Source organism: Candidatus Clostridium eludens, assembly GCF_045310515.1.
In the GTDB taxonomy this organism is placed as follows: Bacteria; Bacillota; Clostridia; order Clostridiales; family Clostridiaceae; genus Clostridium_B; species Clostridium_B eludens.
This window is the reverse complement of the sequence record NZ_JBJHZX010000031.1, coordinates 1-19,651: the sequence shown is the minus strand read 5'-3', so window position 1 is coordinate 19,651 and position 19,651 is coordinate 1. Positions and strand designations below refer to the sequence as shown.

Here is a 19,651-nt window from a genome sequence, read left to right as displayed (position 1 = left end):
ACCGATATAGGATTGATTCAGCTTGACAATTGGAAACACGATATCAAAAAAAGGATTATAACCTTAAAATACTTTTTAGATACATATAACAATTTAAAAAGATAATCTAAATAAAATTTCGGAGGTAGAAAAAATGAGTATACATATTAATGCAAAAGAAGGACAAGTAGCAGAAAGTATACTGCTACCAGGAGACCCCCTAAGAGCTAAATTTATAGCTGAAAACTTTTTACAAGATACAATTTGTTACAATGAAATTAGAGGAATGTATGGCTTTACTGGAACATACAAAGGAATGAAAGTCTCTGTCCAAGGAACAGGTATGGGATCACCATCTATTTCCATATATACTAATGAATTAATTGAAAGCTATGGTGTTAAAAATTTAATCAGAGTAGGGACTTGTGGTTCTTACAAAGAAGAGGTTAAAGTTAGAGACTTAGTAATAGGTATGGCGGCATCCACAGATTCTAACATTAATAGGACTAGATTTAATGGGATGAACTATGCTCCAACAGCTAGCTTCAAATTATTAAAAAAGGCCTATGATATAGCAGTAAAAAAAGGTTTTGATCCAAAGGTAGGAAATATATTTAGCACAGATACTTTTTATAATGATAATGCAGAAGAGTGGAAGAGGTGGGCTAAGTTTGGATGCTTAGCAGTTGAAATGGAAGCAGCAGCACTTTATACTATAGCAGCTAAGTATAATGTAGAGGCATTAGCATTATTAACGGTAAGTGATCATTTATTAACAGGAGAATTAACTACAGCAGAAGAAAGACAAACAACTTTTACAAAGATGATAGGAGTTGCTTTGGAAACCATTCATTCACTCTAAAAACAGGTATAAATTTTTATACAATAAAAACTCCGAAGCTAACTAGTATATACTCTAAAATATAACTAAAAAACCTTAAAATTAGCTATATATTTGTTATTTATACACTTTTCTCAACAAAGCCTGCCTACTTTCCCAAAGGTACAGGCTTTCTATTACTCTTATTTTCTAACGCACGTATATCTCCCTACATTGCGGGTTTATGTACATTTTTCTACGTCACTTTCTACATTCATTCCAACATTTTACAAAAAAAAAAAAAAAAAAAAAAATAAATAAATAAATAAAATACAACTTATATCATCCAAACCTCTATCAATTACATATAATACAGAAGAGGTGACTAAAGTGATATCTTTAAATTCATTAGATCCAAATCAACTTGCAGCACTTAGCACTTTTATAGCTGTGGTACTATCTAAGAACAAAGATGCAAGTGAAATAAATGTACTAGGAAATTTAATCACAGCAATTGGTGGAACTATGTTGACCATTGCAGCTCAGCAAGAAAGCTTAAAATCAATTCAAGATAAGAAGGATCAGATTGACAATCTTAAAAAGCAAATTAAAGATATAGAAAAAGATTTATAATTCACAACATTATTACTTATGTATCTTTTATTATAGAAATAATCTTCATCTAGCTGTATTATTTCTTCTAAATTTGTATTCTATTAATATTAGCATTATCATTATGATATCAAAAATAGTCAATACCATAAGCCATGCTGAATGACTAATCATATAGTGATATATTTGATAAAGAATAAATAACAAAAGAGAAACTATAGTAAGAGGATAAGCCCAAATTTTTCTTTTCCAAAGCATAGTAACAAAAAACAGTTTTATTATTCCATGTGATATTAAATAAAAAATGCCAAAGTGTTGACTACTAACAGAAAAATTTAAGCCTAATCTTATAGCAAAATTTGCAGCAAAATCTTTAGGATCTTCTAATAATTCATGTTGTGTTAATAAAGCAACCAATTTGTTTAATCTGCTAGGATTCAAAAATACTAGTAGTATGCCACCTATTATTTCTAACACACCATCAATTCCTTTTAGCAATATCCCAATCTTAAAACTTTTATGAAATACGTTATTTTCTTTGCTGAATATATTCATTCTTAATAGAGTATTATTAAATTTTTTATAAAATATCATTTGCTTTCTCCTCAATATTCCAACATCTAAAACCTTTAACTTTATTACTATATCATTTTAATATTTATATTTTACTACACATATATTAGAATCTAATTAGAATTAAATAATTATACTATTTTTAAAATAATTTCTCAATCTTTTAAATGAAAATAAAGCCCAGATTAATTTTATCTACCCCAGGCTTTTGTCATATCTTATCTTAACCCCTGTTCATAAGCTTCAATCATTTTCTTAATAATATTTCCCGTACAAATCCAACTTCCGCAGGAGGAATCTCACTATGGCTTAATTTGAGAATATATACTTTTAAATTATACTATTCCTCTAAAAGCAGCCATATTTCTTTTCCTAGATATAGGGAAATATAGCTCTGGAGTATCGTCTGTAATGATCTTAAATTCGTAGCCATTTTGCTTGTAATAATTTATTATTCCAGGAAGAGCTATGCATGTATTTTTGTGCATATAATCACAGTGCATAAGCAATATAATAGGGTTGGGTTTATCTTTACCCCCTGTAGCTTCCCTAAAAAGCTTTTCCGGTGGAGTTTTTGCTCTTATCCCATCAGAAATAACTATATTCCAATCATATACCTTATAATTATATTCATGCAATTTTTTCAGCATACTTTTATTTAAATGTTTTCTACTACCTTGAGGAAATCTTATTATATTTGGCTTTATCCCAACGACACCATTTATCTCCTCTCGTGTATTATTCATCTCTTTTATAAAAGCATTCTGATTAGAATATATTTTCCTAATTTTATGACTGCAGGTATGAAGTCCTATACTATGCCCTTCGTCATATATTCTCTTTACAGTTGATTTATTTTCTTCAATCTGATTTCCTATTAAAAAAAATGTTGCCTTTACATTATTTGTTTTTAATATATCAAGAACTTCATCTGTGATTACACTAGGCCCATCGTCAAAAGTTAAATATATTACCTTTTCATCATGAGCCGTATTCGATGCCGCTCTAACATTTAGCCTATCATTGTATTGAAAACCTATACAATCGGTTATCAAAAAAATGCTTAAAAATATTAAACAAACTATAAAATAATATCTTTTAATCTTCAATTTATACACCTTCTAAATAATTAAACTTTTATATAAACATACATAAATTATTGTTAGCAAAAAACTTAATATAATGACTGGCAATATATTCTTAACATAATTTTGTACTAAACCTCTAATCATATATTCTATAGAAGTTTTTAGGGATACTGAATAATACATCATTATTCTATATTTTAGGAGGGATATATTGCTAAAATTAAAATATATGTCAGTAAAAATAGGAATTTTTATGATTATATTTTTACTTTTACCGATTCATAAAAGTTCAGCTTTTCAATCTATAAGCCACATAAATAAAGATGAACTAGCTGTAGAAATTGAAAAAATATATAATTTTCGCTGCCTTGCTCTTACAACTGGTGATTATTCAACATTAAGTAATTACTATGATACTTCTAAGCCAAGTGGCAGATATGCATTAGATCATGAAATAAAAAGGATTAAATATTTAAAAGACTGGTCTGCTCAAAGGGATATGGAATTCAAAAAGATCACATCTACTGTAAGAATCAAAAAAGTTGTATCTTCTGGCAATGCATTAAAGTTAATTCTTGAGGAAAGCTATAGATTTGATTACGCATACAGAACACCCCCGGTTACTCCATTAAATTCATTTGGGGTAGGCATACGCCATACTGCAAGTTTAATTAAGAAAAATAATAAATGGCTTATACTGAGTGACTGGTATACCGATTGTTTTGAAGATTCATTGCAATCCTATACTTTTAACTTAAATAGTAATATTAATTTATTAAAAAACACCTTATTATGTATAAAAAATTTTATGTATACAACTAATCCTAATAAAAAAATCTACAATAGAGAAAAGGCCATAGCATATGCAGATAAATATTGTGGAGCAGCTTGGGGAAGTGGTAACAATTTTAAATATAATAAAAAATATGATGACTACAATGGTGTAGGGGGAGATTGTACTAACTTTGCCTCTCAGATACTAGGAGACAAAGAAGGCGGCTCAATGCGTATCAATGACGTATGGCACCCTGGTACTACAGCGTGGGCAAATGCAGATGGTCTAAAAAATTATTTATTATATAGTGGTAGAGGAACTATTATAAAAATTGGAACCTTTAATGAATTAACAACTTCCCAACCCGGTATGTCAAATGGAATAGTTAATAGTTTGCAGCTTGGAGATTTAATAGCTTATGAAAATGGAAGAGGAAATATAGATCATTTTGGAATGGTAACAGGATTTGATAGCCACAAATATCCTCTAGTTAACTCTCATACAACGGACAGATATCACGTTCCATGGGATTTAGGATGGGGAGATAAAGATATACGTTTTTTTCTTATACACATAAATGACTATTAATTTTAAATTCTTTCCTATTCTAAATTAATGGTATAATACTATACCCAAACAACTAGAGGTGAAAAATCAAAATGAATAAAGCCACTCATAAAAGCTGCCTGTTAATTTCACTTATTTTATCTATGATTTTGTGTACATCATCAAAATCCAGCATAGTTACATTTGAGAATCATTTAAACAAAATAAATAATATCTTGAATTCAAAAAAATTAGAGGTTATTTCCCATAGAGCGAAGTGCTTTATAGATCAGCCTGAAAATTCTATGGGTGGAATTAAGGATTCTGTGGAGTATAAAGTAAATTATGCTGAAATTGATGTTCAAGAAACAAAAGATGGAGTAGTAGTATTAATGCATGATAAAACCTTAAAAAGGCTAACAGGATTAAATAAAAAAGTTAGCCAATTAAGTTATAATGAAATTAAGGAATTAAACATAGGAGCATTAAATCTTCCTGGCTATATGGTTGAAAAAATTCCCACTCTAGAGCAAGTGGTAAAATATAGTAGAGGAAGGCTTAATTTAATTATACATATTAAGCCTTACGGTAACACTACTGATTTAACGAAAAAAGTTATTCATATTATTAAAAAAAATAATTTTACTAATCACTGTATCATCCAGTCTTCAAACTGTAATATTTTAACTAATATAAGAGAATTAGATCCTAATATTATTATAGGCTATATAGTAACCAATCCTTGTATGAATTTGTATTCAATGAACGTAAATTTTTATAGTATAGAAGAAAATTTAGTAACAAAAACTTTAATTGAAAACATTCATAATTCTAATAAAAAAATATACATTTGGACAGTCAATAGTCAAACTTCTATGCATAAGCTAATTAATTTGGGTGTGGATGGCATAATAACCGACAATCCTAAACTATTACTAAATATAAGAGATTTTACTATACTTAAAAATAAATATCCAATAAATTAATAGAAATTAAATAGTTACCAGATTAGCATGATCTTATTACATCCAGTTTGTTTTTATTCATATAATCCATATTTTATACATAATCAATTTACTGAACAGAAATAATAAAACTAATATATGTTTGTGATTCGGAGGGATTATATTGCAAAATACCCATGACTTTCGTTCACCTACGATAAATCTTATTGGCGTAGGTGCGCTTAAAGATTTACCACTAGAGCTAATGCCATATAAATTAAGCAAGGCCCTAATTGTTACAGATAAAAATATAATAAATCTTGGCTATGTTGAAATAGTTGAAAAAATATTAAAAGACTTGTTTATTTCTTATGATATATTTGACGGTATATTACATCCAGATTGTACAATTTCATTTGTAGAAGATGCTCTCACATACTTTAAAAAGGGATTGAACATATTAAAAAGGGATTATCATTTTATCATATCCATCGGAGGTGGAACCAACCACGATTGTGCAAAAGGTATAGCCATTGCAGCCGCCAATGGCGGCTCTATTGCAGATTATGAGGGATATAATAAAATGACAAAACCTAGTTTACCAGTCATAACAATAAATACTACTTCTGGCTCAGGAGCTGAAGTATCAAATGTTGCGATTATAGCAGATGAAAGTAGGAAAGTAAAGATGACCATCGTAGATCCCAAAATGATGCCTGTAATATCTGTAAATGATCTTAGGTTTATGCCAACCATGCCTCCAGAAATAACAGCTAGTTCTGGTATTGATGTTTTGACCCATTCAATGGAGGGTTTCGTTTCCACTGAGGCCTCATCTGTTACAGATGCCTTGGCAATTAATGCTGTAAAGCTAGTATTTAAATATCTAAAGAGAGCATATGAAAATGGTAATGATTTGGAGGCTAGAGAAAGAATGATGTTTGCTAATGTTATGGGCGGAATGGTTCTTAACAATGCAGGTCTAGGATATGTTCATTGCATGTCTCATCAAATAGGTGCATTTTATAGGCAAGTTCATGGAGCTTGTAATGCAATTCTACTACCTCACGTGTTAGAGTTTAATGCTGTGTCAATACCAGAAGAAAGAATTCTTAAAATCAGTGAAGCTATAGGTGCAAAAGCAAATAATAAACAAGAGGCTATTAATAAAATTAAGCATAGTATTCAGAATCTATCCGAAGATATTGGTCTTCCAACTCATCTCAGTTCCATTGGAGTTAATGAAAATGATTTAGAGCTACTTTCCAAAAATGCTGAAAAAGATATCGATTCTGTTGTAAATCCAAGGAAAGGAACTTTCGTAGATATAATGGGTATTTTTAAGTCCGCTATGTAACTATACTAGCACTAAATCCATGTATAAAACTTCATCTTTATAGACTGCAAAAGTTCTGATAAATACGCATTGCAGTTATTTTCATACAAGTTTGTATACTTTTAATATTTTACAAAAATAAAAATATAGCTTAGAGCAGCTTTATCAATTGCTACTATCAAAAATTCTATTAAAAGCTAAATTAATTAATTCCCCAAAATATCATATTAGCATAATATAAATATCGAAGCGAGAAATACAAGGAGAAATAACACGTGGAAAATTATTACTGTCCTTTCGATTACTATGACGATTACGGTGACTACTTTAGACGATCAAACGTCAGTCCTGAAGCTATAGAATCACATGTTGGACGAATTGTACTTATCAGCCTTAAATGGCATGGTACAATCACTGCCTGTATAGATAGCCACAACAGGCATACAGGCGTAGTAACCCTAACCGTATATACACACTTTGGCCATGCACAACTTCGTATTCACTATAGTGCAATAACACTTATATCAAATCCAGCATCTTGGAAAATTAGAGCAGGTAGTTTTCCCATGCTATACTCAGTGATAAACAACGTTTTAAATTCATCTGTATATGTAATCCCACGGTTACTTATAGATTTAACATATTTATTCTTTAATAAAACTTCAATTTCCTCATCAGAAAAGAGGTTTTTACTCATATTTTTCACAACCTTTCTGCTTTATTGTACAAGAAAAGAACCTATATAAATAGTCTTTTTTAAAGTGTCTATTATATAGGTTCCATTTTATTTTTCCCACTAGGTTTTTTATTATTAATAGTTATGGGCTACATATCACCAATTACAGGGATTATACTTATTACTAGGATGACATGATATTTTTAATCTACTAATTTTATTCCTAGTTTTTCATAAAACTCCGAGTCTATATTATGGCTAATTGTAAGTTTATTATCTTTTCTAAACTTTATTACATACTGCTTCATCCCCTCCCCATATATGCCATCTAAATTTCCCGGATAATAACCTTTTTCTTTCATTTTTCTTTGCACCTCTAAAACATCTGCCCCTCTATCTCCAGGTTTTAGAGTTAGTAATCCTTTCTCAAAAGGACCATATGGTCCAGCATATATGCACACTATCATTCCTAGGTTCACATATTCATATAACTCTTCCACATCTTTATTTCGCATTCTAATGCATCCATGAGAAGCTTCATCCCCAATGGAGCCGGGTCTATTTGTTCCATGAATTCCGAATATTCCCCAAGGTACATTTAATCCAATCCACCTTGTGCCAAAACTTCCGCTCCACTTCCCCATACTAGTAACTTTCCATGTACCTACTGGAGAAGGTGTTTCCACCTTACCACTAGCTATAGTATATTTTTTTAAAATTATATTTTTCTCTGTATCTATCAAATAAAGTCTCTCTTCACTAATGTCTACTAATATAGAAATACTTTTATTTGAATTAACTTTTGAAATTGATTTTACAGGATATTCACTTATATTAAATATAAAAACAATTACCACTACAAAAAGAATTCTCTCTATAAACCTTCTTCTCTTCAATATATTGTACCTCACTTTGTATAATATCCTTTCAATTTTAGTAAAATATGTAAATATCATCAAAGCCATTTAATAATACTGCTACATTAATTGGCCTCCCTTTGCCAAATATTTAACTCACATTAACTGTCACTTTAGTGCAAAACAACAATATGGAAGTTATACTGAATGTACTAATAATTTTATTATATATTGTAATAAGAAAGCTTATACTAGGCATTTAATACCAAATTTATCTAATGTATTAAATTCACGTGGTCAAGTCGTTGGTACATCATGTGTTACTCACACAAAATAATAGAATAAGAAATACGTCTCTTTACTATATAGGAAGGCAACAAACATATGGAAGGCTGCTTTAGTAATGACTGTTTTATTCAGTTGCTTGACATCAAATAAAAAAAGAGTATAATTACCTTGGGCAACAGTTAATAAAGGTAATTATATTTTTAGGGGGAGAGAAAATGCAAGGATTATTTCAACGTTTTTTCCCATTATATCGACCATTTGTAAGTAAGCTGAACGAGTTACTAAGTAAATATGAACTTACTCACTCTCTATGGCAAGTTATTTTTTATTTAAAAATCAACGGACCGTCCTCTCTTGTAGACATTGCTAAATACTATAATATAGAAAAGCCTAGCATTACGAGAAGAGTCCACTATTTGGAAGAGAAACTAATCGTGAAAGCAGTATCAAGTAAAGATCGCCGTGAAAAAATCATTCAGTTAACAGAATTAGGAGAAGAACTTTATCACGTATGCCGTAAAAAAATAACAGAATTAGAATACAGTGTTATGAAAGGTATTCCTGAAGATGACCAAATCATTGTATTCGAAGTACTAGCCAAAATACAGGAGAATATTACAAATGAAAAGGAGAAATAAAAATGAACAAGCCTGAATTGTGGACAAAGAATTTCTTGATTATTTCCACTGCGAACTTTTTTCTTTATTTTACATATTATTTATTGATGGTAACTATCACCATATTTGCAACGGAAAAATTTCATGCTTCACCTAGTCAAGCTGGTTTGGCCTCCAGCATATTTGTTATAGGAATACTCATCTCACGTATCTTTTCTGGAAGATATATCGACCAAGTGGGATGGAAACGAATGTTATATATAGGATTTACTTTCTTTTTAATTACTACATGCTTATATATTTTAGTAAATAGTATGGGCTTTCTTTTAATTAATCGTTTCTTAAATGGTGCTGCAATGGGAATTGCTTCAACAGCCACAGGAACAATTGTGGCAAAAGTTATTCCAAATGAACGTCGAGGGGAAGGTACCGGATATTATACATTAAGTCTTACTATTGCTGCGTCAATTGGACCTTTTTTAGGAATGTTTATAACTGGACACGCAAGCTTTTACATGAATTTCATTGTTTGTATTATTCTCCTGGCCTTTAGTTTTATTGCTGTATTCTTTGTAAAGGTTCCAAAATTAGGATTTAAAAAAGAACAATTAGAAAAAAGGATAAGTCTTTCCTTGCACAATTTCTTTGAAATTAAAGCTATTCCAATTTCAATCATTGCTGCTATAATTGCTCTTGGTTACTCCAGTATTCTTATTTTCATTACTTCCTATGCTAAGGAAATTAATTTAGTTGATACCAGCAGTCTTTTTTTTGTTGTTTATTCAGTATTCGTTTTGGTTTCGAGACCCTTTACTGGCAGATGGTTCGATAAAAAAAGTGAAAATTTTGTTATGTATCCAGCTATATTATTGTTCGCTGCAGCCTTGTTTATTCTTAGTCAAACTCATAAAGGTTTCTCGCTTTTATTAGTTGGAGCTTTATTTGGTCTTGGATATGGTACCACTTCCTCCAGTGTTCAAGCAATTGCAGTAAAAGTTTCACCAAAGAATCGTATAGGATTAGCAACTTCTACTAATTTTATCTTTCAAGATTTAGGCATAGGCATTGGACCATTCATTTTAGGTTATTTTGTCCCATTAATAGGCTATCGTGGATTGTACATAATGATGGCAGCAGTAGAATTCATTTGTCTTTTCTTATATTATTTCTTGCATGGTAGAAAAGAAATATGTGGGAATGGAGCTGCCAAATCAACGATATTCTAAAGAGTTGAGGCACCTTAATAGTTAAAAAATAGTTTTGTTGATGAGATAACATTTTCTAAAGCTCCACCCCATGATACCACCCATTTATTTTGAAAATAAAAAAGAGTTCTATTAAGAACTCTCTACTTTAAACATAATCTTATCTATAAACGAATTAATAAAACTCTTGAAAAAATAACATGAAAACCTATCAATACTATTAAAGTAAAAGCTAAGACCCTATGTACCTTAACCCATGATCCCCTAAAGTTTTTATTTATAAAAATACCGTATGCCCCCAAAACAAGCACCATCAACATTGTTGCACCTGCTACAAGTCCTGGTATTGATATTCCAATAAAAGTATACATAAAATACAGGTGTAGTATCACAGCCGCTGAAGCAACTACTCCTGCAACCTTATGATATTTAACTACGTATCTCATTATAAATCTATATACTTTTTTATACTGCTCTTTTTCCTTTGATAATTTATTTATATATTTCTTATTTATATATTTCATAAAATAATTAAGTAATGCTATAACATATCCCCATGCACCAATCCAACCTAATAGCCCTGCAATTCCTCTCATAGTTTCACCCTCCTTAAATATGGATATTATCTATTAATTAATAATAACTCTTTATTTATTGATTGTAAAGAGAATTTTTTAATGAATTTAACATGGGCTCCATAAAAGGAATTTACTAACATATACAAGTTTTACATGAAAACCCCATCCTTTTGTTTTATCTTCCACTTATTATAATAAAACATTTTTGATGGGATTTTTCATATTTAAAATTATCTGATTAAACTAACATTCTAAAAGATTTTCCATATAAAGTTTCGTCGAACTGACGTTATCTGCAAAGTACATCAGGTTTTATTGACTGCTGGAATTTAAATATATTATCTGGATCATAGATTGTTTTTACTTTTTTAAGATGGTGATAATTTTTACCATAGTATTCACATCCATAGTATTCAAGCTCAGCATAAGGAAAGTTTACATAAGATCCATTTGTTAGGGGTTTAACATACTGAAGAACCTCCGAAACCCAGTTTTTATAGATCTTTGCATCATCATCTTTTTCCCAATCGGCTGTCATACCGACAATATACTTTGCACTTCTATAATAATACGCTGAATAATTACTAGGTAATTCTTTTATTGCACCACCCAAAGAATATAATCTAATATAACAGTTGTCTTTTCCTGGACTGTTATCCACGTACTCAACCAATTCTTTGATGTTCCTTTCAGATAAAGTTTCATATACAAATCTTCCAGTAGCTTTGAACCTATTCGGTGGTCCATAAAAAGAACCAATAGCTTGTACGGCATCAATAAAAGAAACATATTTTATTGAAGAACTTTTCAATAAATCAGGAAGCAATAAAAATCTTTTCAAGATCTCTTTAGCCTCCCATTCCCTTCCATAGAAAAATCCATTCAGATATATACCTTCTTTATTAAAACCGGCGAAACAGCTAATCCTTCTATCCGCGGTTCTTAGCCAATATTGCCATAAGTCAAAAAACTTCTCTCTCGAAACTGCATCCCACCTAAGTTGTATAAGAGTAATTTTATCTACTTTACGAACTTTAAATATATAGCTGATCACTACTCCAAAATTCCCACCACCAGCTCCTCTACAAGCCCAGAATAGTTCAGAATTAGTACATCTATTCGCTGTTATTAGAATGCCTTTTTCATTTACCATTTGTATTTCCAAAAGATTGTCTGTTACTAAACCGAAATTTCTACATGACAAACCAATTCCTCCACCTAATACCAAGCCAGAAATTCCAACTGAAGGACATGTTCCACCAACAAAACCATAGCCCTGCTTGGCAAGTTCTGAGTATATACTTTCTAACCTTGCACCGGCCTGAATTTTTACAGTATTCTGCTTAGTATCAATATAAATTTTGTTCATACAAGTTGTATCTATTATTAAAACAGCTGTATCTGTTGAATAACCCTCGTAATTATGACCTCCAGTACGAATGCGGATTCCTACATGATTGCTTCTACACCATTTTATAGCATTCGATACATCTGTAGGATCATAACAATAAACGATAGCCAATGGAAATTTGTTTATATCTAGGTTGTATTCAAGTCTTAAAATATCATATTCCCTATCAGAAGGGGTTATAATTTTACCTGTTAATCCATGAAAATTCATATTTTCACTCCTTTGTAAAATCACTTGTGAAATCACTATTTAGTAGTATATAAATATGTAGTAAAGATAATAAAGTGACAAAGGGTGAAAGAGCTGCTGTTACATTCCTATCACTACATCATTATGCTTAACAGCTATGGTGATTGTAGGAACATATTTAAAAGATAGATTAATAATCAAAGTTAAGTCTTCAATTGATAAATTTCATTTGTATAAATATAAAGAGTATTATATCTTTATAAATGTAAAATATAAATATATTACATTTATATTTTACTAATCAATCAGGAGATGAATAAATAATGTTCATAAAAAAAACAAAGGATAAATTTAAAGGTACTCTTGAATTCAAATTGATATTGTTAGCAAGTATTATTATTACCATTTTGGGTGCATGTATCTTAAGAAATAAAGAGCTGTCGAAACAAAATAACATAAGCGACATTTTAAAGCAATCTAATAAAAAATTCAGCTCTTTTAAAGGCCTAAATATGAAAAAAGAAAATATAAGATTGAATTTTAAAATGAAGCCTCTAAGCCTTCAACTTCCTATATATAATGATAATAATAGATTATATATTCCAGTTTCTGAAATATGTTATTTGTTAAATGGTAATGCAGAGTTAACAAAAGATAATGCTGTTGTTAGAATGAATAATAAATCTGTACGAATTAACCTATTAAAAAACTCCTATTATAAAGATAATAAAGAGTATAATTTACGGAAAAAAGCTATTACATCAGAAAATATCCTTTACCTATCTCTTTTTGACTTCACTAAGTTATTTAATTTGAAAACAGATTGGAACATTGAAACAAAAACACTGTCCTTATTTGATAATTTAGGTATTTCATCACAAAGGACTGAGAAAAAACATGGCAAGCCAGCTTTAATTAGACTAGAGGATATTACCGCTGGTCAAAGATATGCAACGTCAGAGTCATTGGAAAAACTTCGAATTATAGCAGATTATTTATATCATGACAATGTCCCTTTTCATGTTGCTTGGATTCCTAGATATATGAATCCTGCAAACGGTATTGATAATGATCCCTCTACTCTGATCAGTATGTATAATACAGATTTTATATTTACGCTTGATTACCTTATAGATAGAAACGGGATGGTGGGTTTACATGGATACACACACCAACAAGGAAAAGAGGAAAGTGTGGATGGAATTGAGTTCAATAGCAAAATTAATGCTAGTGAAAAATCTGTTCGTAAAAGAGTTAATTTAGCAATAAATTGTGCTAAAAAACTAGACATACCCATACACTTTTTTGAAAGTCCTCATTATGATGCAACAAAGTTACAAAAAACAATCATAGGTGAATATTTTAATTATATGTATGAAGCATATAATTATCAGAATGAAAAAGTAATAAGCAAAGTAAAAATTCAAAACAAAACAGTAAGTTTCATTCCTACTCCACTTGATTATGTAGATGGTGCAAAATATATAAATAATATGATTAATAGAATTTATATATTACCAAAAAAAACTTTGGCTAGTTTTTTCTATCATCCTAATATTGAATTTGAATATATTAAAATTGCAAAGGACAAATCAGGGTATCCTACTTATACTTATTCTGAAGAGTCACCCCTTCATCAATTGTTAAAGGTATTCTCAGATAAAAATTATGAATTTAAATTCATTAAGGACTTGGACCCCAGCGTCTAAAATATATTGCCTTATAAAAAGATTACGTCATAATCAAAAAAGCAAATGATTTATTTAAACACTGTATTATTCAAATTTGAATTTTACAGTGTTTTTACGTGGTATTTCAAAATTTTTGTAATTTTCATTATAGATTCCCTATCTATTCTTACCACACACTCAACATGTGCTCCCTTTAATCGAATGGTCTATTTAATACTTTTTCAATAAATATCCTTATAAGTGCGGGAGCAAATTGAATACCTGAATTTGCTTTTAATTCTTCTATAGCAGCTTCCTCTGATAGAGCATTACGATAACTTCTATCACTAACCATAGCATCATAAGCATCGGCTATTGCAATTATTCTTGATTGAAGGGGTATTTTTTCTCCCTTTAAACCTTTAGGATATCCACTTCCATTCCATTTCTCATGATGAGCTAACACATACTGCGCTATTTGTGACATATCATTTACAGTACCAAGTATCCTATATCCTATCTCTGGATGGCGTTTTATTTCCTCCCACTCATCTTCCGTTAGTTTTCCCTGCTTATTAAGTATATTTTTTTCTATAGCTATTTTGCCTATGTCATGAAACAACCCAACAGTTTTAAGTTCCCTAATCTCACCCTCAGATAAATGAAGAACTTCACCCATACTTTTGCATAATGATGAAACCCTATGAGAGTGCTGTTCTTCTCTCTCATTTTTTTCATACAGTGTACTAATGATAGTACTTATAGTTCTTTCTCTCATACTCAGACCTTCAAAGATTTTTCTCTTATACATATTATCATCAGCTTTTTTCAAAATTTCTTCAGTTTTTTCTTCCTCATTATTCTTAGTTCCATATCCAAAAGAAATATCTATATCAATAGAGTCTATCTTTTCTTTTAAAGCTATGTCCTTTATACGTTTAATAATTTGTTCTGTTTCATATTCATCTGTTTTCGGTAATAGAATGACAAATTCGTCACCCCCAAATCTAGCAATAATATCATTAGTTCGGCATCCTCTTATCATCACTTCTGATACTTTCTTAAGGAACTCATCTCCCATAGCATGACCGAAGGAATCATTGATAAGCTTTAATCCGTTCACATCTCCCATAACAATAGTCAAAGGAAAATTTTCCTGCATATCTAGTCGCTTTAGTTCCTCTAGAAAAAATCTTCTATTATATAATCCCGTTAGCTGGTCATGATAACTTAAATAAATGATTTTTTTCTCAGCTTTTTTACGTTCAGTGATATCTCTCACAATGTTAAGAAGAATACTTTTATCCCCTGAAAAAGTTCCTTGGGAACTTACTTCAACATTAATAGGAGTACCGTTTTTTAGATAATGAACAGTTTCAAATATAATGCCTTCTTTGTTTGCTATTTCCATTTGTTTAATTATATGGTGTGATTTATCACAATGTCTCAACTGAAAAATATTCATTGATAAAAATTCTTTATATGTATAACCATAAATTCTTGTTGCAGCATCGTTGACTTCAATAATATTTCCTTGCTTATCTATAAACAATATGGCATCATTAGCTTTTTCAGCAAGAATCTGATATTTTTGTAACCTTTCATACAACCGCTTTCGCTCCGTGATGTCAATTCCTATACCAGCGAAATATAATTTATCCTCAATTTTTACAGGACTGGCAGTGAAATACATCGGTATTTTACTGCCATCTTTTCTTTGTAAATCAGCTTCAGCCTCTCCATATCCATTCTTCATGGTCATTTTTATTCCTTCCAAAACTGATCTTTGGCTTTTTTTATCTCCTCGATACCAATCCAATAGGCCCATGACAGCAAGCTCTTCTGAGGAAAAGCCTGTTATCTCATTATGTTTCTTGTTCCACTTTACCAACTTATTTTGATCATCATATAGATAAATCATCCCGGGAACACTATTAAATATAGCTTCCATCAAAATCCTTTCCCTATTCAATTCATTTTGAATCCGTTCTTTCTCGTGAATCTCTCTCATCAATATGGTATTCATATCATATAACTGATTTGTACGCTCCATAATTCTATCTTTCAACTCATCATTTATTTTATCTTTTGAATCACTAATTTTCTTCATTGAAGTAAGTACAAGTAGAAATAGTAGTACAAAACTAACAAATACATAAACCCAACCTTTTACAATACTTACTATAAAAATTATTGATGGTTCCTTAATTAGAAACTCAACTAATTTATCAGACAGCAGTATCCATAGACTGCCGATTAAAGAATAAATACACGCTATCTTTAAAGCTTGACGCATTGCAATAGGTTTATATACACCAAAAACTTTTTTATAAAAATTAGAAAAGAAATCTTGGCTTACTCTATTTCGTACGTTATCATTTGTTCTTTTCGGCATATCATCACACTCCTATACATAAATTAAACGATATGTATATACATTATATAACCGATTCCAACTATTTTCTACAATATTTTCTCATTCCCTCCTCGATTTTTGATTTCAGAAGTAATATTAATTACTTTATACGCATTAGGTGCAACTATAATAATTTGTACATGTCTAATAGTAAATTTCATAAAAACAAAATAAGCACCCTAAATGAGGGGTACTTATTTTTAACACTTTTACTTTTTAAGGAGTCTAATTTAATCAACTTCTGGCGGTTGCATTTAAATTTAGAGTGCCCTGCAACCACAGACACAAGACCTATAATTACTATTACTTCTCAAGGGGATCTATGTAAATACATTATTTTCATTTTCGCTAAGGTATTTCCTTAGGACATCTTTAATTATATATGGTATTTGTTACAACTTAATGACATATTAATTAACTATTTGTGAATAATATGAAATACATATAAATTTATACACGGCACTTAACACGCCTTTTCAGAAGAAATTCTGTTAAACAGACCCTTTGATTTAATAATGAAAATTAAAGATATAATAGCAATTACTAGAACTCCGCCCTCTACTAAAAATATACTTTTGACCTTCCCTGCTTGATATAAAGCAGCTGGAAAATCAATTATTGCATGAATTATTATTGCATATAAAAGATATATTTTTTTGTCTTTTTTAATTCCATATAATACAACCAGCGATAGAGCTATTTGTAATGGTAATACCAATATTCTTTCTATACCAATAAACCCAAACATATAAAATGGAGTGTTCACTAAGCTATTTTTTATTGTTGCTAACATGCTAGCAGGAACTTTGACACTAAGAACTTTTTCAAATGTACCAGAGTTTATTAAATTTGAATATACTATATTCTGTATACTTCCCACTCCACCTATTAATATAGCCTCTATTCCCCCATGACCTATACCATAAGCAATTCCATCTTTCCAGTCTCTTTGGCCTTTAAGTAAAAACTTAAAGCCAACATATCTACCTACTTCTTCAAATATTCCTGCTGCAAGTCCTCCATAAATCATAAATAACCATGGATTTTTTAATAATACAGCCGTCTGAAGGTTCTTTGTTAATACAAAGTAATGTAATAATTTTTCTAAAATTTGAGAAAATATCACAAATATTAATACGCCCACCAATACACTTTTTATCGATATTTTGTACTTTTTATAAAAATAAGCTAGCAATCCTACAGGTGCCCCAACTGAAATAATTAGAGATACAACCAAAAACATAATTGATGTACTACTTACCATAAAACCCCTCCTTTTTCCTGTATATATCTGCATATATGTGTGAGGAAATTTGCTAATATCAATGAAATTATAATTAAATTTCCCCAATCTTGATTTATAAAAAATTACTATTTTTACTTTATTTATAGTAATTATATCATAGCTTTTATGGTAAAATACACATTTTTAATGTTACAAAATTTGACCCTGGCAATATCTTTTATAAGTTCTCTAACCTCTGCTTTAAATCAAGATTAAATCTACTCGATTATGTCTTACCTTAATCTATAAAAGCCTTGGAGGTGCCAGGGCTTTTTGCTGTCTAAACTTCATTTAACCACATAAGCCACCTCTTTTCAGTTCGCATATTTATTTCTATATTCATTCTAGTATTCTACAAAAAATAAAAAAACACTCTAGCGGATCCTACTAGACTTTCATTATTTTTTGCTTGTATAATTATGAATGTATAAAATAAAAATATTCCGAAATAATTGAGTATAAATATTTTATATAACAACCTTTTATTTAACCAGATAATCTAAATTCTTCTTTAATTTATTTCTTTGTTTTTGTTGAAACATATAAAATTCCTGCAGCATTTACACCAGCATAAAAAACTTCCTTCACATGACAAATATTATGAGCCTTGAGCTGCTCTATAACCCATTGCTCGTCATGATTAGTTGATTTTAAATTATCATACATTATTTTGCCATCGATAATTATGTCACTCGTCAAACCAGTATAGTTTATTGAAATATTTAAATCACCAGTTGTTATTGGTTGCTTATTTGTTTTGGGAAGTACAGTTAATTCGCCATCATTTTCTATGACTGCAAATTCTACATCTTCTATATTAAATATGTCTTTTTCTCTTAACTGCATCATCAGCTCATTTATTGCAATTTTCATTTTTTTCAAATTATAATCTAATACTTTTCCATTACTTATTAATATCACAGGTTTTCCATCTACTAACGTTCTAAATTTAAAACTTTTAATACTTAAATAATCTGTAATAACAACTAATATAGTAATAACAATTACTGAAATTGTAGCTAAAAATGGCGATTCTTGTGAACCTAATGCTATTCTTACTGCAATAGACCCAAGTGCAACCCCAACTATAAAATCATAAAATGTTATCCTTGATATCAATTTCCTCCCAATTATTCTTCCTAAAATTAATAGAATAATATAAGTAGAAACACTTCTAAAAACTATTTCTATAATTTTTCTTGTCATAGTATACTCCTCATATAAATATTTTCATATTTATATATTCACCTGGACTTTAAGAAATATTCATTTCCTATTAGAGAGATTCTCCTATATAGAGGTAAAACAGCAATTCATACAAAAAATACAGCCTAGCACTAATATCAAAACTAAAAAGCCTAGCCGGATTTTGAAATGGACCCTATGTCAAGGACATTTTGAAAAAAGCTAGGCAATTATAAGCTGGTTTCTGTATTGAACAGGAGCCAGTTTTTTTAATCCCCACTGATATCTATAATTATTGTAATAATCAATATAATTATCAATTAGAAGCTCTAGTGCTTCAAAGGTTGCACAATTTTTAGAATCTACTTCATCTTTCATATGACCAAAGAAAGATTCCTGCGGTGCGTTATCCCAGCAGTTTCCACGCCTAGACATAGATTGACCAATTTCATATTTTTTGAGAAGTTTTTGAAATCTTGGACTAGTATAATGAGCTCCTTGATCGGAATGGATGAATGCATCTTGATGCAATAAATTCTTATGCTGCTTCATTAATCTTTCAATGGTTTCTGTAGCTATATCAAGTGTAAGACGATTTGAA

17 protein-coding genes and 1 pseudogene are annotated in these 19,651 nt (G+C 30.1%); 8 read left to right on the top strand and 10 right to left on the bottom strand.

The genetic code is table 11. The annotated features are described in order from the left end of the window. Positions 1 to 133 precede the first annotated feature (133 nt). Both deoD and ACJDU8_RS18170 read left to right on the top strand, forming a co-directional pair. Positions 134 to 841 carry a purine-nucleoside phosphorylase gene (deoD, locus tag ACJDU8_RS18175; protein ID WP_406793580.1) on the top strand — a complete coding sequence of 236 codons (708 nt, stop codon included), beginning with the start codon at positions 134 to 136 and terminating at the stop codon, positions 839 to 841. Positions 842 to 1,189: 348 nt separating this feature from the next. After that, positions 1,190 to 1,432, top strand: a complete 243-nt coding sequence (locus ACJDU8_RS18170) for a hypothetical protein (protein WP_406793579.1) — start codon at positions 1,190 to 1,192, stop codon at positions 1,430 to 1,432. 45 nt (positions 1,433 to 1,477) lie between these two features. Here the strand turns inward: ACJDU8_RS18170 and ACJDU8_RS18165 are convergent, their stop codons facing one another. Next, entirely contained in the window at positions 1,478 to 2,005 is a 528-nt protein-coding gene (locus ACJDU8_RS18165) for a DUF2127 domain-containing protein (protein WP_406793578.1), read from the bottom strand. 314 nt (positions 2,006 to 2,319) lie between these two features. After that, a complete protein-coding gene (locus tag ACJDU8_RS18160) occupies positions 2,320 to 3,093 on the bottom strand; it encodes a polysaccharide deacetylase family protein (protein WP_406793577.1) in 774 nt (257 codons plus the stop codon). A 190-nt stretch (positions 3,094 to 3,283) separates the two neighbouring features. On the opposite strand from ACJDU8_RS18160, the gene ACJDU8_RS18155 reads away from it, so the two are divergent. From ACJDU8_RS18155 to ACJDU8_RS18145, 3 genes are all read left to right on the top strand, one after another. Then, positions 3,284 to 4,435, top strand: a complete 1,152-nt coding sequence (locus tag ACJDU8_RS18155; RefSeq protein WP_406793576.1) for an amidase domain-containing protein — start codon at positions 3,284 to 3,286, stop codon at positions 4,433 to 4,435. 71 nt (positions 4,436 to 4,506) lie between these two features. Continuing rightward, on the top strand, positions 4,507 to 5,379 hold the full coding sequence (locus tag ACJDU8_RS18150) for a glycerophosphodiester phosphodiesterase family protein (protein ID WP_406793575.1): 873 nt from the start codon (positions 4,507 to 4,509) through the stop codon (positions 5,377 to 5,379). A gap of 142 nt (positions 5,380 to 5,521) precedes the next feature. Then, on the top strand, positions 5,522 to 6,694 hold the full coding sequence (locus ACJDU8_RS18145; protein ID WP_406793574.1) for an iron-containing alcohol dehydrogenase: 1,173 nt from the start codon (positions 5,522 to 5,524) through the stop codon (positions 6,692 to 6,694). Between the two features lie 484 nt (positions 6,695 to 7,178). Here ACJDU8_RS18145 and ACJDU8_RS18140 read toward each other — a convergent pair. Both ACJDU8_RS18140 and ACJDU8_RS18135 read right to left on the bottom strand, forming a co-directional pair. Further along, positions 7,179 to 7,370: pseudogene (locus ACJDU8_RS18140) on the bottom strand (HTH domain-containing protein); the annotation flags it as partial. A 182-nt stretch (positions 7,371 to 7,552) separates the two neighbouring features. Then, positions 7,553 to 8,245 carry a L,D-transpeptidase family protein gene (locus tag ACJDU8_RS18135; protein WP_406793573.1) on the bottom strand — a complete coding sequence of 231 codons (693 nt, stop codon included), beginning with the start codon at positions 8,243 to 8,245 and terminating at the stop codon, positions 7,553 to 7,555. A gap of 464 nt (positions 8,246 to 8,709) precedes the next feature. Between ACJDU8_RS18135 and ACJDU8_RS18130 the strand changes: the two genes are divergently transcribed. After that, a complete protein-coding gene (locus ACJDU8_RS18130; protein ID WP_406793572.1) occupies positions 8,710 to 9,132 on the top strand; it encodes a MarR family winged helix-turn-helix transcriptional regulator in 423 nt (140 codons plus the stop codon). A gap of 2 nt (positions 9,133 to 9,134) precedes the next feature. Then, a complete protein-coding gene (locus ACJDU8_RS18125; RefSeq protein ID WP_406793571.1) occupies positions 9,135 to 10,337 on the top strand; it encodes an MFS transporter in 1,203 nt (400 codons plus the stop codon). A 143-nt stretch (positions 10,338 to 10,480) separates the two neighbouring features. Here ACJDU8_RS18125 and ACJDU8_RS18120 read toward each other — a convergent pair whose 3' ends face one another. Next, positions 10,481 to 10,912: a hypothetical protein gene (locus ACJDU8_RS18120; protein WP_406793570.1), complete on the bottom strand. Its 432-nt coding sequence runs from the start codon at positions 10,910 to 10,912 to the stop codon at positions 10,481 to 10,483. Between the two features lie 271 nt (positions 10,913 to 11,183). Next, positions 11,184 to 12,515, bottom strand: coding sequence for an FAD-binding oxidoreductase (locus ACJDU8_RS26000; RefSeq protein ID WP_423244620.1), 1,332 nt, complete (start codon positions 12,513 to 12,515; stop codon positions 11,184 to 11,186). Between the two features lie 491 nt (positions 12,516 to 13,006). On the opposite strand from ACJDU8_RS26000, the gene ACJDU8_RS18100 reads away from it, so the two are divergent. Continuing rightward, positions 13,007 to 14,203 (top strand): DUF2334 domain-containing protein, encoded by a 1,197-nt coding sequence (locus ACJDU8_RS18100; protein WP_406793569.1) that lies wholly within the window; start codon positions 13,007 to 13,009, stop codon positions 14,201 to 14,203. Between the two features lie 175 nt (positions 14,204 to 14,378). Here the strand turns inward: ACJDU8_RS18100 and ACJDU8_RS18095 are convergent, their stop codons facing one another. The 4 genes from ACJDU8_RS18095 to ACJDU8_RS18080 all read right to left on the bottom strand — a co-directional run. Further along, a complete protein-coding gene (locus ACJDU8_RS18095) occupies positions 14,379 to 16,559 on the bottom strand; it encodes a PAS domain S-box protein (protein ID WP_406793568.1) in 2,181 nt (726 codons plus the stop codon). A gap of 484 nt (positions 16,560 to 17,043) precedes the next feature. Continuing rightward, a complete protein-coding gene (locus ACJDU8_RS18090; protein WP_406793567.1) occupies positions 17,044 to 17,844 on the bottom strand; it encodes a YhfC family intramembrane metalloprotease in 801 nt (266 codons plus the stop codon). 537 nt (positions 17,845 to 18,381) lie between these two features. Continuing rightward, the gene (locus tag ACJDU8_RS18085; protein ID WP_406793566.1) at positions 18,382 to 19,071 is read right to left on the bottom strand and encodes a DUF421 domain-containing protein; all 690 of its coding nucleotides are present in this window, start codon (positions 19,069 to 19,071) and stop codon (positions 18,382 to 18,384) included. Between the two features lie 201 nt (positions 19,072 to 19,272). Then, on the bottom strand, positions 19,273 to 19,651 hold a 379-nt coding region (locus ACJDU8_RS18080; RefSeq protein WP_406793565.1), incomplete at its 5' end, for an IS3 family transposase.